This is a genomic window from Corynebacterium faecale, assembly GCF_030408735.1.
Lineage (GTDB): Bacteria > Actinomycetota > Actinomycetes > Mycobacteriales > Mycobacteriaceae > Corynebacterium > Corynebacterium faecale.
Genome location: NZ_CP047204.1, coordinates 2,832,278 through 2,848,458 on the forward strand (window position 1 = coordinate 2,832,278; position 16,181 = coordinate 2,848,458).

Consider the following 16,181-nt stretch of genomic DNA (forward strand, 5'->3'; position numbering starts at 1 on the left):
CATTAGGAGATCGTAATACGATGTTATCCAAATAGTTATAGCGCCTGACCCAGTGTTTTACATGGGTCAGACGCTATTTACTCAAAGTGCACCCGCGGGCCAACCACCCGCCTGCAGGTTCGCAGGCGGATCCACATCGGCTGGGGGAAGGTAACTGCGCTTTCGCTTATGGACGCACGACCATCATCGGGCACGGTGCGGACTGCAGCAGCGCACGGGACGTGGAACCCAGGAGCATGCCCTTGAATCCACCGCGACCATGTGAGCCGACCACGAGCAGCTGTGCACCCTCGGATGCTTCAGACAGCGCCCTTACCGGACGGTCACGGGTGATGACCTTCTTCACCGGCACGCTCGGATGCTGTTCCATCAGTGGCTGGATACGTGCGAGGAGCATCTCAGTCTGCTCACGCTCCACGTCATCCCACTGCTGCTGCGCCGCTGCGAGACCGGCGAGGGATGCCTGGACCTGCATGTCCATCCAGGTGTGTACCGCGACCAGTTCGGAACCACGTGCTTCAGCCTCGGCGAAGGCGAACTCGGTTGCCCGCTGGGAGACCTCTGAACCATCAACACCGACGACAACGGGGCCGTATTTGGTGTCTTCGTTGACGGCGCTGTCCTCGCGCACCACCACGACTGGGCAGCTCGCGTGGGAAACCACAGCTCCGGAGACTGATCCCATGACCATTCCGGAGAGGCCTCCCAGACCGCGGGAGCCCATGACGATCATGGTGGAGGACTTGGACATCTCCAGCAGCATGTCAATCGGGCTGCCCTCTGCGATGGTGTGTCCGATCTTGATATCGGGTGCCACCTCATGTGCGATGGCCCGGGCCTCGTCGATCTTCTCCAGGGCTTCGGCCTGTAGGTCATCGAACAGTTCCTGCGGAGGCACCATTCCCTCTGCATAGAGGAACTGGGGCATGGTGTAACTGGAGGCGAGACGAAGTGGGATACCACGCTTGTTAGCCGTGTTCGCAGCCCATCGAACGGCCTGCTTGGAGGCATCGGACCCATCTACTGCGACGACAACAATGTCTTCTACGCTCATGTTTTGGTCGACCTTTCTCACTGCGAACCGCGGGTACATTAATCCACACGATTCAGAATCACTGTCACTCCCGATTGTACCGTGTATGTCCGGTTCTGTACTCCGGTTACTACCAGTTATGGGGGCGTAAAACAGTGACATATGTTGTACTTTTTAAATCACTTCACCAGATCCGCCCGAGAGCTTCAATTGAGGCCTTCCGTACCGCCGGGTCGAAGGCATATGTCACCGTGATGATCTCATCGAGTGCATAACGCTCGGCAAAACCCAACAGCTCGTCTGCCACCTGCTCCGCTGTGCCGGCAAAAGTGATCTCGAGGGAATCGGTGATGTGCTTCCACACCAGGGGCCCCAGTTTCTCCTCCAGACCCTTCTCCGGGGGCGTGAGTTTTGACCGCTGGTTGGTCACAATCCCAGCAAACATCTTCTGCAGCGTGGACAGCTGGAACCTGGCCTCCTCCTCGGAATCCGCCACCATGACATTCGCCGCGGCCATCACATAGGGGTTCTCAGCACGCTCACGGTAGGACGCGATCGCCGGCCCCATCTGAAAAGGCGCAAAGTGGCTCGCGAACGCGAACGGCAACCCCATCTCCGCCGCCATCGCAGCACCGTTGACCGACGATCCCAGCATATAAAGCGGCACCTTCGACCCCTGGCCGGGGTGCGCGACCACGGCCGGCTGCCCCTCCGGGTCGCCAAGGTAACGTTGAAGTGCGCTTATCGACGCCGTGACATCCCCAACGTGGGCACTTCCCCTACCGAGTTCCCTCGCTGTGGCGGGATCTGTTCCCGGTGCCCTACCCAGGCCTGCTTCGATCCTGCCGGGAAACATCGCATCGAGTGTCCCGAGTTCCTCTGCAACGTGCAGCGGGGAATGATTGGGCAACATGATCCCACCGGACCCCACCCTGATGGTGTTGGTATTCGCCGCAATGTGCCCCATGAGCAAAGTGGTGGCGGATGAAGCCAGCGCCTCAGAGTTATGGTGCTCCGCCAACCAGTAGCGCTCATACCCGGCATCTTCCGCGATCTGGGCGGCCTCAACTGAATGGGCGATGGCCTGTCCGGCCGTCATCCCTTCACTGAGTGCCACAAGGTCGAGAACACTTAATCGTGGTTTTGCCATATCAGCCCGTAAAGTAGTCAGAGTTGTAGAGGCGATTATGCCTCAATAGTAGGAGCATCCGCATTAGCCGGGTACAGCAGATCGAACAAGGTCCGCCCCACGTCGGAGGACAGCTGTCCGAGATCCGTGGCCAAGAATTCCAGAATTGGGTTGATGATTACGTTGAAGTCCATGCCAAACAGGGTAGTACAAAAAGCTAAGGCTCAGCCGCCGCTGCCCATCCGAAACGGACTGAACCCCTCACGCGCTATCCTGCCGCGGGATGAGAAACCGGTTACAGCCCGGGATCTCATCGATCATCTGATCAGCTCTCAACGCTATCTTCACCCTGACGATAACGCCGATGCCCTGCAGAAACGTTTCGACGACCGCGAGGTAGTTGATCTCTGGGGCACACCCTATGCCCCTGATGATCTGGTGAACCCAGGCGAGGACATCTGGTTCTACCGGATTCCCGCGGCGGAACGCCCGATCCCCTACACAATTCACATCATCCACGAAGACGATGATCTCCTGGTCGTAGACAAACCCCCGTATCTTGCCACCATGCCGCGTGGCCGGCACATCACGGAAACCGCTCTGGTGAAAATGCGTGTGCTGACCGGTAATCAGGATCTCACCCCTGCCCACCGCCTCGACCGGCTGACCTCTGGTGTCCTGGTCATGGTCAAGCGCCCTGAGCTGCGGGGAATGTATCAGACGCTGTTTGCCCGCCGTGAGGCCACCAAGACCTATGAGGCCATCGGAGACTTCCGGCCTGAGCTCATTCCCGGTGAAGAACCTGTGATCTGGGAATCCCGCATTGAAAAGGAACGTGGGATAGTGCAGGCCTATGTGGTGGACGGTGAGCCCAATACGCGCACACGACTGCTCAGTGTGACCCCTGTGGATGATGCTGAGCAGGCCGAGCTGGAGGCCATGCACGGACCACTGGAGCGCCAAGGCCGGTATGTCCTTGCACCAGAGACGGGTAAGACCCACCAACTCCGCATTCATATGCGGGATGCTGGTGTCCCGATCCTCGGTGATCCCCTCTACCCGGTGCTTCATGCTGTTGATGACGAGGACTACACCACCCCGATGCACCTGATCGCCAGAACACTCACCTTCACCGACCCCCAAAGCGGTCTTAAGCGAACTTTCATATCTCACCGCCCCACCGGTTCCCTCTAACCAACCAACAAAAAAGGGGGGTGGTGACCAAGAATGGTCACCACCCCCCACCTACTGCTGATAGTGGACACACAACAACCAAGCACCGCACACCCCAACCAGGGTGTGCGGTGCTTGACCACAATCATTAAGTTTTAGGTCGGCGGTAACCTACTCTCCCACACCCTCCCGAGTGCAGTACCATCAGCGTAACCAGGCTTAGCTTCCGGGTTCGAAATGGGACCGGGCGTTTCCCTGCTACTATCACCACCGACACAACCAACAGGCCACACACACCAACCGGTGCATGTACGTGTGCTGTGCTAGACACTGCATAGTGGACGCGAACAACTAATAAGTTCTGTTTTGTTACATTGCGTTAATATCCAAACCACTAGGGTTTGTGTCGGTAAATTAGTACCAGTCACCTCCACACCTTACGATGCGTCCAGATCTGGCCTATCAACCCCATAATCTATAGGGAACCTCAAAAGAAACCTCATCTCGAAACAGGCTTCCCGCTTAGATGCTTTCAGCGGTTATCCCTTCCGTACGTAGCCAACCAGCCCTGCTCCTGGCGGAACAACTGGCACACCAGAGGTACGTCCGTCCCGGTCCTCTCGTACTAGGGACAGCCTTCCTTAAGTTTCAACGCGCGCGGCGGATAGAGACCGAACTGTCTCACGACGTTCTAAACCCAGCTCGCGTACCGCTTTAATGGGCGAACAGCCCAACCCTTGGGACCTACTCCAGCCCCAGGATGCGACGAGCCGACATCGAGGTGCCAAACCATCCCGTCGATATGGACTCTTGGGGAAGATCAGCCTGTTATCCCCGGGGTACCTTTTATCCGTTGAGCGACACCACAACCACAAGTAGGTGCCGGATCACTAGTCCCGACTTTCGTCCCTGCTCGAGCTGTCACTCTCACAGTCAAGCTCCCTTGTGCACTTACACTCACCACCTGATTACCAACCAGGCTGAGGAAACCTTTGGGCGCCTCCGTTACATTTTAGGAGGCAACCGCCCCAGTTAAACTACCCACCAGGCACTGTCCCCAACCCAGATCATGGGCCAAGGTTAAGACATTCAATCCGATCAGAGTGGTATTTCACCAACGACTCACACACAACTAGCGTCACATGATCAAAGTCTCCCACCTATCCTACACAAACCGAATCAAACACCAATACCAAGCTATAGTGAAGGTCCCGGGGTCTTTTCGTCCTGCCGCGCGTAACGAGCATCTTTACTCGTACTGCAATTTCACCGGGCCTGTGGTTGAGACAGCAGGGAAGTCGTTACGCCATTCGTGCAGGTCGGAACTTACCCGACAAGGAATTTCGCTACCTTAGGATGGTTATAGTTACCACCGCCGTTTACTGGGGCTTAAATTCTCAGCTTCGCCTTTAACAGCTAACCGGTCCTCTTAACCTTCCAGCACCGGGCAGGCGTCAGTCCGTATACATCAACTTAAACGTCTTCGCACGGACCTGTGTTTTTAGTAAACAGTCGCTTCCCTCTATTCTCTGCGACCCACACCAGCTCACAGTGTAAAACTGGTCACCTGTGTGGGCCCCCCTTCTCCCGAAGTTACGGGGGCATTTTGCCGAGTTCCTTAACCACAGTTCACCCGAACGCCTTAGTATTCTCTACCTGACTACCTGTGTCGGTTTAGGGTACGGGCCGAATATGCACTCGCTAGAGGCTTTTCTCGACAGTACAGGATCACCGAATTCACCCCAAAAGGGCTACGCATCACGCCTCGAACACAATGCCAGACGGATTTACCAACCTGACGTTCTACACGCTTACACCACAATCCAATAAGTGGCTCAGGCTACCTCACTGCGTCACCCCATCACTTAGCTACTACCAGATCAGGTCCCACGCACGCCACCACCACCAACCCGAAGGTCAGTAGATGATCTTGTGGGTGGTTAGTATCACTGATTCACCATGGGCGCGCACACTCGGGTACGGGAATATCAACCCGTTATCCATCGACTACGCCTGTCGGCCTCGCCTTAGGCCCCGACTCACCCTGGGAAGATTAACTTGACCCAGGAACCCTTAGTCATCCGGCGGATGAGTTTCTCACTCATCAATCGTTACTCATGCCTGCATTCTCACTCGCACACACTCCACAACACCGTCACCAGGCTGCTTCAACGCATGCACGACGCTCCCCTACCCAACAACACCAAAAAGATGTCATTGCCGCGGCTTCGGCGGTGTACTTAAGCCCCACTACATTGTCGGCGCGGGATCACTCGACCAGTGAGCTATTACGCACTCTTTCAAGGATGGCTGCTTCTAAGCCAACCTCCTGGCTGTCTTCGCGACCCCACCTCCTTTTCCACTTAGCACACCCTTAGGGGCCTTAGCCGGCGATCTGGGCTGTTTCCCTCTCGACTACGAAGCTTATCCCCCGCAGTCTCACTGCTGTGCTCTAACTTACCGGCATTCGGAGTTTGGCTGATGTCGCTAAGATGTTGGTCCCGCTAAACCATCCAGTAGCTCTACCTCCAGTAAGAAACACACAACGCTGCACCTAAATGCATTTCGGGGAGAACCAGCTATCACGGAGTTTGATTGGCCTTTCACCCCTACCCACAACTCATCCCCTCAGTTTTCAACCTAAGTGGGTTCGCGCCTCCACGACGTCTTACCATCGCTTCACACTGGCCATGGGTAGATCACTCCGCTTCGGGTCCAAGACATGCCACTCAAAACACCCTAGTTAGGATTCGGTTTCCCTACGGCTACCCCACACGGGTTAACCTCGCGACATGCCGCTGACTCGCAGGCTCATTCTTCAAAAGGCACGCCATCACACCACAAAGGATGCTCTGACGGATTGTAAGCACACGGTTTCAGGTACTATTTCACTCCCCTCCCGGGGTACTTTTCACCATTCCCTCACGGTACTAATCCGCTATCGGTCATATCAAGTATTCAGGCTTACCGAGTGGTCCCGGCAGATTCACAGCAGATTTCACGAGCCCGCTGCTACTCGGGTATAACAACCACATCACCACAATGACCTTCATGTACAGGACTTTCACCTTCTACGGCAGGCGTTTCCACACCACTTCCACTAATCATCATGCGCAACGCCAGTGTCCGGCAGAACACAATCGTCATTACCCCACAACCACCTACATGCAACCCCTGCCGGGTATCACACACATAGATTTTAGCCATCATCCGCGTTCGCTCGCCGCTACTAACGGAATCACAATTGTTTTCTTCTCCTACGGGTACTGAGATGTTTCACTTCCCCGTGTCAACCTCCACACCGACTATATATTCACCGGCGGGTAACCACACATCACTGCGGCTGGGTTTCCCCATTCGGACATCCTCGGATCAACGCTTAGTTGGCAACTCCCCGAGGCATAACGCAGCCTCTCACGTCCTTCATCGGCTTGATATGCCAAGGCATCCACCGTGTGCCCTTAAAACAAACACTAAACACACCAACCACAAAGGCTGGTGCCACGTTCGGATACACAATAAAACTTACAAAAAATAAAGATGCTCGCGTCCACTATACAGTTCTCACACAACACAACACCCACACCAACAACAACCACACACAACGGTGATCCTCATTGATCTGAATGCCCAAGGGAATAACCAATGTCATCCCAGACACCCAACAGCATGCCAAATATTTACTTCCCACAAGTATGGGTTTGTTTGCCGAACACAGGGTCATGATCCACCCGATTATTATTTGTTGATGGCAACCACGAACGGGTTCCAACACCAACACCCCAACAACATCAACACTGTTGATCGTGGGGTTAATTTAAAGCTCCTTAGAAAGGAGGTGATCCAGCCGCACCTTCCGGTACGGCTACCTTGTTACGACTTCGTCCCAATCGCCGATCCCACCTTCGACAGCTCCCTCCCACAAGGGGTTGGGCCACTGGCTTCGGGTGTTACCAACTTTCATGACGTGACGGGCGGTGTGTACAAGGCCCGGGAACGTATTCACCGCAGCGTTGCTGATCTGCGATTACTAGCGACTCCGACTTCATGGGGTCGAGTTGCAGACCCCAATCCGAACTGAGGCCGGCTTTAAGAGATTAGCTCCACCTTACGGTGTGGCAACTCGCTGTACCGACCATTGTAGCATGTGTGAAGCCCTGGACATAAGGGGCATGATGATTTGACGTCATCCCCACCTTCCTCCGAGTTAACCCCGGCAGTCTCTCATGAGTGCCCACCATCACGTGATGGCAACATAAGACAAGGGTTGCGCTCGTTGCGGGACTTAACCCAACATCTCACGACACGAGCTGACGACAACCATGCACCACCTGTACACCAGCCACAAGGGAAGCTACATCTCTGCAGCGATCTGGTGTATGTCAAGCCCAGGTAAGGTTCTTCGCGTTGCATCGAATTAATCCACATGCTCCGCCGCTTGTGCGGGCCCCCGTCAATTCCTTTGAGTTTTAGCCTTGCGGCCGTACTCCCCAGGCGGGGCGCTTAATGCGTTAGCTGCGGCACAGAAGACGTGGAAGTCCCCTACACCTAGCGCCCACCGTTTACGGCATGGACTACCAGGGTATCTAATCCTGTTCGCTACCCATGCTTTCGCTCCTCAGCGTCAGTTACTGCCCAGAGACCTGCCTTCGCCATTGGTGTTCCTCCTGATATCTGCGCATTTCACCGCTACACCAGGAATTCCAGTCTCCCCTACAGCACTCAAGTTATGCCCGTATCGCCTGCACGCCCGAGGTTAAGCCCCGGGATTTCACAGACGACGTGACAAACCACCTACGAGCTCTTTACGCCCAGTAATTCCGGACAACGCTCGCACCCTACGTATTACCGCGGCTGCTGGCACGTAGTTAGCCGGTGCTTCTTCTCCAGGTACCGTCACATATTCGCTTCGTCCCTGGCGAAAGGAGTTTACAACCCGAAGGCCTTCATCCCCCACGCGGCGTCGCTGCATCAGGCTTTCGCCCATTGTGCAATATTCCCCACTGCTGCCTCCCGTAGGAGTCTGGGCCGTGTCTCAGTCCCAATGTGGCCGATCACCCTCTCAGGCCGGCTACCCGTCGACGCCTTGGTAGGCCATTACCCCACCAACAAGCTGATAGGCCGCAGGCTCATCCCACACCGCAAAAGCTTTCCACCCCCCACACTAAAGGGGGGTCATATCCGGTATTAGACCCAGTTTCCCAGGCTTATCCCGAAGTGCAGGGCAGATCACCCACGTGTTACTCACCCGTTCGCCACTAATCCACCCTGCAAGCAGGGCATCATCGTTCGACTTGCATGTGTTAAGCACGCCGCCAGCGTTCGTCCTGAGCCAGGATCAAACTCTCCACAAAATATGAAAACAAAAAATTTCCAAGGCCGTGAAAAGCCCGAAAAACCTAGCAAAACAAACAACAACACACCCACCCTAAGATGAACTGCGTGTCTGGCTGTTTCAACCAAATAATGGTTAATAAAAAAACATTCTTCCCAACCCCCACTTTTATCCCGACGGGGAAAAGCATGAAGGAGGCCGGGTGTTATCGTAATAAACCATGCACAAAATTAAACGACACCAACAACCCGAAAGCTGTCAGTACCTTTATTTACAGTGGTTAGGGTATATGCATCCCCACCACCCGGCATGACCACCACCACCCCAAAAGAGGCGATAGTACGACAAACAAAAAATAAATGGCACACTATTGAGTTCTCAAACAACATTCGCACACCCCATCCACGCAACAACTTCTTCAGTGTTGGTGTCTGTTGGCAGCTTGATCAACTTTACGTAACCTGATGTTCAAAGTCAAAACGCTTTGTTTCCACCAAAGTAAGTATTACTGATTATCAGCACCTGTTTTCCTTGATCCGCCACACAACCAGTCTCACTGGCGGGGCGTTGTCGGTCGGCCTGACTCGTATTAATCTACACACCCCACCCCACACCCACAAACCCCCAGCTCACAACAGGTATTTAGAAACTCTTCAACCAAATGGGAACACCATCAAGTTTAATGATCACTGTTTGAGGCAATGAGTTCCCTTATCCAAGCGGACAAACAGCTCCATTGTTAGCCTCTTCTCCTTATAGCGCTACATGTCCTTCTATAGCTCTGTGTCGCCTGACGGGCCCGACCCCCGGTTAGGAGACGCTGATAAGGCGCTGTTGCAAACTCAGCGTGCTGATGGGGTGAGAGTGGAATAATTAGGACCATGGGTATCTTCTCGGGTCGTCATTTCCCCCGTGCCATCATTCTGTGGGCAGTGCGCAGGTCACTACCCGCTACGGCGTCAGCTATCGGGACCTCGAAGAGATGATGACTTCAGCCGCGGCGTGCCAGTCGATCACACCACGATTCTCACCGTTGGGGCCAGAAATACTCCCCTTAAGCTGGACAAGCACACCCGCAGGTCACGGCGGTTACCTGACTGGCAGGCCCGGTCCTGGCGAGTGGACGAGACCTACATCCGGGTCAGCGGGAAGTGGTGCTACCTCTATCGGGCGATTACCGCTGGTGGGCAGACCCTGGACTTTTATCTCTCACCAAAACGGAATGTGGCTGCGGCCAAGCGTTTCCTGGCCAAGACCCTGCGGTCGAACGCGTCAGCCGGGTTCCCGCGGGTGATTAATACAGATAAGGCACCCTCCCTGGCCAAGGCGATCTCCGAGCTCAAGGAAGAAGGCATCTGCCCACCGACAGTGGAGCACCGTCAGGTGAAATACCTGAACAACGTTCTCGAGGGAGATCATGGGCGGCTGAAAAGGATCCTGGGGCCGAAGGGTGCATTTAAGAACAGGACATCTGCATATCGGACGCTGAAGGGGATGGAAGCGATGCACTCCTTGCGGAAAGGTCAGGGGACGATGTTTGCTTACGGGCAACCGAACCCGGACGCGGTGATCGTCAGCCGGGTCTTCGAGACGGCCTGAGAACGCTGAGTCGCAGAGACCATGGAGAAATGAAACTCGGGCGTTCGTGGCCCCTCCACCCGACTTTGCAACAGCACCTTTCGGATTGACCTGACAGATAATCTCGTCTTGGGCTCGTGAGCGCGTCTACAGGTTGATCAACCAAGATGTTTGGGCGCGGTGATGGTGGAGGAATTTTCGATGGGGATTAATCGACGAGATTTGTTAAGGCTAGCGTCCACAGTTCCACTCCTGATGGTGGGCGGGTCCTCGATATCCGCATGTGGGAAAGCGCCGAGTGCGTCAATTGGTCCTACATGGTTTACGAGTTTCGGGACGATGGTTCTGGCTCCTTTGATTGCCGACGGTGCGTCAAAAGCGTTGAGTAGTGGGTGGTCCGCGTGGGAAGAAGGACGGCGCGAGTTAATATCCTATGTGGGGGAAAACGGTTGGAATTTTATATCGAATTCAACGTTGGGGGACCAGGTTCCCCCTGCGTTGATATTTCGCGCTTGCCGAGACCAAATGAGTAACCCTGCAACGGATTTGCTAGTGGTGGGTGTAAATCAATGCCGAGAAAGCGTCATCTTTGAACCTTGGGCATGGCAGGCGCTGTACTTATTCGTCAATGATCTCACCCATGATAAAAAGGGCGATGATCTAGCGGGCTTTCAAGCGCTTTGTAAGATCAGCCTCCTTCCTTCCGGGGTCTCCGACACAACAGCGACAGCTACAGGAAGATCCACCCTTATGGGGTACCGGACTCGTAACGGTTCTGTGGAAATGAATCGTCGAACTGGAGAGGAAGGCGAGACGATAGTTCAGGTTACGGCCACAGGAATACCTACATCCGAGGGGCTCCCAACTGTTCGAGATTTTGTCTTACCTAAATAGGGCATACCTTAACCTTGTAAAATCTGCTCTCGAACAGCTATTTGGCTAGTATTGGTGGTTCTCGACCCAGGCAACAGCGCCGCAGAGCTCCGCGTCGGTGATGTATCCCTCCTGACATCCGTGGAGTGTTTGGATCTCACCGGAAGAGGGATTGCGCTGGCCCTGGTCGTTGTGCCCGTAACCGCAGATCGCAGCTGCGCAACCCTCGTAGGACGGGGCCGGTCCATCCTCGTGCATCCACACCTCCTCAGCCATTTGGGCTTCGTAATCATCGTTACGGCAGTTGACAGGGTCGTAGACGATCGTCTGGTCCGACATGAGTGCGGCGTCGTTCTCCCAGCACTGGACGAAAACGGGTGCTGACGACCCCTGTTCTACCGCGGCGGCGGTCTCCGGAGCGGTTGACTGTGTCATCGTCACCGACGGGGTAGTGTCGATGATTTCGCCAGCATTATTGACCTTGGGCAACTTCATCTTTGTATCCTCGAACAGCATATATTCAGCGTTCTCAGGCACGATCCACACGCCGAAGTGCTTTGCTTTTTGCCTCTCGTCGAGAGTGCTAGACCACAATTCGTATCCGTCGCCTTCATGGCAATTAATGGCCATATCCGGGGTTTCGGTGAAGCCTTCGGAGTTGATGATCTGCGGGTCGTGGAGCATTGTCCACCCATTCTCTGCTGTGCGTACCTCAAATACCCCGGAGACCTGCAGGTAGGTTTTCCCATCCACCAGTTCGGGGCCCGAGCCATAATCATCGACGCGACCAAGGCATACATCAGACATAGTGACGTCCTCAGGAGTGAAAGAGGCGTCGCAGGGAAGGTGAGAGTAGCAATCAAACTTGATTGGCTCCCCGACCTTAATTTCCTGGATATCGCCTCCGGGCTCGATATCTTCGGACGGAGCGACAGCGGACTCAAACTCACTCAGCACTGCCTCAGAGACAGGTGAGGATGACGCTGTATCGCCGTTGGGAGAGCAAGCGGTGACACCGAGCGCCAGGACAAAAGTGCTGAGGGTGAGGAGCAGGCGTTTCATTCCGCATACCTTCTTTCATGATGGTGTCGCCATACGCGGATGGGGTGGGTGGCGATGTGAGGCCGTTACACTGCTTATTTTATCGAAAGGGCAGATACACCACTCAGTCGGACTTGACCCTCGGTTAACCCACTGTCTTTTACGTTAGCTCTTTCCGAAGGGTTCGCAAGTAAGAGAGACCCCCTTGATTAATGCAGTCACGGGCAATATTTCTCAGAGCATCAAGAACTGAATCCAAGGAGTCTCGAACACCGATTGACGTGGTAACCGGGATGAATTTCTTCAACGGAACCCGAGGATCCTCAGGGAAAAATCCAGGCTCTCCTGGAGTCCACATCACGATCGGACTCGGGTCGCGGGATTCCAGTCCCACGCGTACTTCATATTCGCCTGTTCCGGTTTTTTCCCCTACCATTCGCGCGAGAATCAGCAGATCCGTGAGATAAGATTCCAGGAAAATGGAGGACACCACAGTAGAGCCAGTGTGGTTCTCAGGTGCATGGATACCTCCAAGAGCCATCGCTACTGATACCGAGCCGTCATGATGCAAAGTGACCTGCGCTGTAAATAAATCATCGTCGCTTGAGGAGGTAAGAACCCAACTACGCAGGCCAGGCCGAGGATTCGCATATCTGACGTTGCGAATCGGGCCAAAGATGTCTCCCCTTTTGACGCGTAGGGACTCCCCGTAGGATTTCTGTACTACTTCTCTGATGTCTATATCACTCATCCGGGGGCCTAGGATCGGGATGCAGGGTCGGGCAACACCGATAAACCAGGTGCGGTCATCATCGCGATGAAGATCTGCTTGATCGTAGAGGGACTGGAGGGCTTCATCAGCGAAACGTTGCTCGTTGAATCTTTCCCGGTACATCCGAGAAATCTCGCGCTCCCCCAGCCAGGTGGTATCTGCTCCCACCCGTATCGGCACTCCAAACATCTCTCCCCGATACACCAGGTGTGGTCGATCAGCACTCGCTGGCACGGAGACTACCACCGCTTGTCCCTGGTCATCTTGGAGGAGAAAGGCCTCGACCCCGAAGACAGGAGGGTGAATATGGTGGATGGTCGCAGCAATCAGACTACGTTCATACCCCTCTCTAAACCCCGGGGCATCATGACGGGCTACGGCAGCCTTCTCGTTCTCTTTCACCCCGTAGATAATTAAGCCGCCACCGTTGTTTGCCATGGCGGCAATGTCTTTGACGAATTCTTCTCCTTTGAGCTTCTTCTGCTCGACCAGATCCTGTTTCCAGTCCAGGTCATCGCGTTCCTCTACTCCTTCCTCGATGGCTTGGTTGATCATGTCGATGGTGAAGGGGCCAGGACGCTGGCCGAGCTCGCGATGAAGGGCACTGAAGATCATTTTCCCACTCTAATGAAGATCCTCGACGCTTTCAGGGGGTGCAGAAGCCCACGCTGCTCTTTCGCGCCCTTGGAGGTGACTTAGTTTTTCCGACGGTTTTGTCCCTATATCTCTATGCATAGGGTGGTGCTGCAAACTCCGGGAGGAGAACCCTAGGACGCACAGTCCCAGATTGTTGGGATGTTAGGGGTCTACCAAACGGGGGCCAGGTCCGTCGCCTGAAGCAGCAGTGTTGTCGCACGGAACGCCACACCTTGGCCCCTGCTATAATAAAGGCAGTGGTAGCCTGATCTGCCATTCTCCGAGCCTAAGTTCCCACGTGACGACGGCGTCGAGGACAACCGATTCATGCGGAACTCAGAAGTTTACTTTCCTGTTGTGATACTCCATCTCATCCAGGGTTGGTAGGCGTGGGATACTTCAGCCCGGAAATAGTGAGATCGACATGTCCACAGTTCACAACTCCAGCATCTCTCGTGTAGATGCGCAGCTTCGCCCCAATCGTTCGCAACAGCAAGATGCGAAGGCGTGGGCCGAATTCACAGGCTGCACCTACACAGCAGCGCTGCGACAAATGACCTCTCCGATGGCTCAAGGGCTCTTAGGGCAAAGGTTAAGGGCACGTCAGCTGATAGCAATCTTGCAGAATCATGAGCTGATCGGTATCAACAATGAGCACAGTACGGCACCATTGTCTAGTGCCAATGGCGTGCGGCGCAGTGACTTCGGCGATGTGTGGTCATTTAATGGTGAGACTGATTACCTCGATTTGGCCCTGATCGCTGAGTTTTTGCAGATGTTTTCCATGGTGGATGACGTTGCTGATGCGGAAGTTCACAGCTATTCGCTCAAGCACACTGCAGAGAATTTCCTCAAGCCTCATCTGGGTTACGTCAGCAATGGGCAAGTGATCTGGGTGGCGGCAGCCCTTGGTATCCCATTACTCGATGACACAGGCGCCGGCCCGAATCTTTATGTAGGCATTTCTGAGACGGAGCATAGGTACGTCCATAGCATGACCGCGCGTGGTAGTGATCACAACCGGCCGAAGGCGCATCATTTCCGTCCAGCGGGTTATGAGTTTGTCCAGGCCTCTCTTGAACGTGCCGCAGCTGGTGAGACTATTACTGAGAAATGGATTGAGCCGGAGCACTCAGACACGCCCTTGCCTTTTCATGAGTGGCTGCTCGCACATCATGCCGATGACACGGTAGTTGGTGATATTGCGAACGATTATTGGGCCGGTGTCTTAAACAGTGATCACGATATGGCAGCGCATCCGGCTGATTTCCTGGAGATGTTCAGGCATATCAACGCTGGTTTTGATGTGTACGATTCTGTTATTGAAGCAATCAATCAGTTTTACAGGGATGCCCCGGAGACGACACCTGTTCGTACAGCTTTGATCAAGAAGTGGGTGCGTAGTGATAGGGAGACATACACTTTCGTATGCCCGTGCGGTGATGGCACGATCATTGAGGATCATGAGAACGAGGTTGGTTTTCAGGAGCATTCCAGGCGGTTGGATTGTGATCGCTGTGACGATGAATGGGTTTTTTCCCCAGGTCGTAGCGTTCGTCAGTGGGGGCTGCTACCAGCTCGTTTCGCTAGGTAGCATGTAAAAATCCCCCTGCACTGTGCTGCAAGACAATGATGTCTTAACTCAGTGCAGGGGTGCTGTTACAAACTGGGGATCTTGATGTCGTGAGCGTGAGATAATCAGGTCCATGGGCCTCTTCTCGGGTGGTCATTTCCCCTCGTGAGGTCATCGAGGTAGGGATCTGTATAGGGTAGCTCTACTAATACCCAGATCTTTGGCGATAGCGACCTTCGACTCCCCTGCAGCAACCTTAGCCTGAGCCTGTTCTACTTGAGCAGGGGTTAAAGCACGCTTGCGGCCCTTATATTTGCCGGCTTTTTTCGCCAGCGCAATCCCTTCTGCCTGACGCTCGCGGATAATCGCGCGTTCAAACTCCGCAAACGACCCCAAAATGCCCAGCATGAGTGTCGCTCGTGGGTCGGTGGAGTCTTTCGAAAACACCAGATTTTCCTTGATGAAATGCACGCGCTGGTCGGCCGAGGATCTCGAAGCTGTCGCCTTAGCACTCAACAATCGACCCCGAAAAGTACTCGGCTGGCGCACCCCTGCCGAAGTCTTCGCGCAACAGCTACACTTACTCAAACAACTCAGTGTTGCAACGACCGATTGAACTCGCCCAATATACCTCCGGGGAATTTCAGAAGTGGTGTGCGGGCAACAAGATCACCCAGTCAATGGGAGTGACCGGGGTGTGTTGGGATAATGCGGTCGTGGAGAATTTCTTCTCCCATTTGAAGACCGAAATGTATCACCATTATGACTTTAAGAATCATCTCGCGGCTAGGACCGCGGTCATGGAATATATCGAGGGATGGTACAACCGGCGCCGCCCCACAGTAATAACCATGGGCTGTCGCCGGCGAATGCTTTGACCGCATATCAGCAGCAGTATGGATTAGCAGCAGCGTAAGAGAAAAACTCAATCAAGCTGTCTCAAAAACTTGACGAGCGCACCAATAGCCCTGAAAGAAAGAGATACACTCTTCCTTTCAGGGCTATCATCATTAACTGCCAAGTGGACGCACAAAAGAA

General features: G+C 54.4%; 8 protein-coding genes, 3 rRNA genes and 3 pseudogenes. 5 read left to right on the forward strand and 9 right to left on the reverse strand.

Features of this window, described 5'->3' with window-relative positions; all coding sequences use genetic code 11:
* Positions 1-166 precede the first annotated feature (166 nt).
* The 3 genes from CFAEC_RS12820 to CFAEC_RS12830 all read right to left on the reverse strand — a co-directional run bounded on the left by CFAEC_RS12820 (position 167) and on the right by CFAEC_RS12830 (position 2,356).
* Entirely contained in the window at positions 167-1,054 is an 888-nt protein-coding gene (locus CFAEC_RS12820; protein WP_290277424.1) for a universal stress protein, read from the reverse strand.
* A 163-nt stretch (positions 1,055-1,217) separates the two neighbouring features.
* Complete coding sequence (locus CFAEC_RS12825) at positions 1,218-2,183, reverse strand: LLM class flavin-dependent oxidoreductase (protein ID WP_290277426.1); 966 nt, start codon at positions 2,181-2,183, stop codon at positions 1,218-1,220.
* Positions 2,184-2,218: 35 nt separating this feature from the next.
* Positions 2,219-2,356, reverse strand: coding sequence for a hypothetical protein (locus tag CFAEC_RS12830; protein WP_290277427.1), 138 nt, complete (start codon positions 2,354-2,356; stop codon positions 2,219-2,221).
* On the opposite strand from CFAEC_RS12830, the gene CFAEC_RS12835 reads away from it, so the two are divergent.
* Positions 2,355-3,356, forward strand: a complete 1,002-nt coding sequence (locus tag CFAEC_RS12835) for a pseudouridine synthase (RefSeq protein ID WP_290277430.1) — start codon at positions 2,355-2,357, stop codon at positions 3,354-3,356. The two genes, CFAEC_RS12830 and CFAEC_RS12835, sit on opposite strands and share 2 nt — an antisense overlap.
* Positions 3,357-3,493: 137 nt before the next feature.
* Here CFAEC_RS12835 and rrf read toward each other — a convergent pair.
* The 3 genes from rrf to CFAEC_RS12850 all read right to left on the reverse strand — a co-directional run bounded on the left by rrf (position 3,494) and on the right by CFAEC_RS12850 (position 8,689).
* Positions 3,494-3,610: ribosomal RNA gene (gene rrf / locus CFAEC_RS12840) — 5S ribosomal RNA — on the reverse strand.
* A 119-nt stretch (positions 3,611-3,729) separates the two neighbouring features.
* A 23S ribosomal RNA gene (locus CFAEC_RS12845) occupies positions 3,730-6,810 on the reverse strand.
* A 356-nt stretch (positions 6,811-7,166) separates the two neighbouring features.
* Positions 7,167-8,689: ribosomal RNA gene (locus CFAEC_RS12850) — 16S ribosomal RNA — on the reverse strand.
* Together the 16S, 23S and 5S rRNA genes form the textbook arrangement of a ribosomal RNA operon.
* Before the next feature lie 862 nt (positions 8,690-9,551).
* On the opposite strand from CFAEC_RS12850, the pseudogene CFAEC_RS12855 reads away from it, so the two are divergent.
* A pseudogene (locus CFAEC_RS12855) lies at positions 9,552-10,269 on the forward strand (IS6 family transposase).
* Positions 10,270-11,187: 918 nt separating this feature from the next.
* On the opposite strand, the gene CFAEC_RS12860 reads toward CFAEC_RS12855, so the two are convergent.
* Positions 11,188-11,928: a hypothetical protein gene (locus CFAEC_RS12860; RefSeq protein ID WP_290277432.1), complete on the reverse strand. Its 741-nt coding sequence runs from the start codon at positions 11,926-11,928 to the stop codon at positions 11,188-11,190.
* Between the two features lie 394 nt (positions 11,929-12,322).
* Positions 12,323-13,549, reverse strand: a complete 1,227-nt coding sequence (locus CFAEC_RS12865) for an AlbA family DNA-binding domain-containing protein (RefSeq protein ID WP_290277434.1) — start codon at positions 13,547-13,549, stop codon at positions 12,323-12,325.
* 445 nt (positions 13,550-13,994) lie between these two features.
* On the opposite strand from CFAEC_RS12865, the gene CFAEC_RS12870 reads away from it, so the two are divergent.
* Positions 13,995-15,164: a hypothetical protein gene (locus CFAEC_RS12870; RefSeq protein ID WP_290277435.1), complete on the forward strand. Its 1,170-nt coding sequence runs from the start codon at positions 13,995-13,997 to the stop codon at positions 15,162-15,164.
* Between the two features lie 150 nt (positions 15,165-15,314).
* On the opposite strand, the gene CFAEC_RS12875 is transcribed toward CFAEC_RS12870, so the two are convergent.
* Positions 15,315-15,605: a recombinase family protein gene (locus CFAEC_RS12875; RefSeq protein WP_290279929.1), complete on the reverse strand. Its 291-nt coding sequence runs from the start codon at positions 15,603-15,605 to the stop codon at positions 15,315-15,317.
* 7 nt (positions 15,606-15,612) lie between these two features.
* Between CFAEC_RS12875 and CFAEC_RS12880 the strand changes: the two are divergent.
* Together CFAEC_RS12880 and CFAEC_RS12885 are read left to right on the forward strand one after the other, a co-directional pair.
* Positions 15,613-15,759: pseudogene (locus tag CFAEC_RS12880) on the forward strand (IS30 family transposase); the annotation flags it as partial.
* Between the two features lie 7 nt (positions 15,760-15,766).
* Positions 15,767-16,059 (forward strand): annotated as a pseudogene (locus CFAEC_RS12885) (IS3 family transposase); the annotation flags it as partial.
* Positions 16,060-16,181 lie beyond the last annotated feature (122 nt).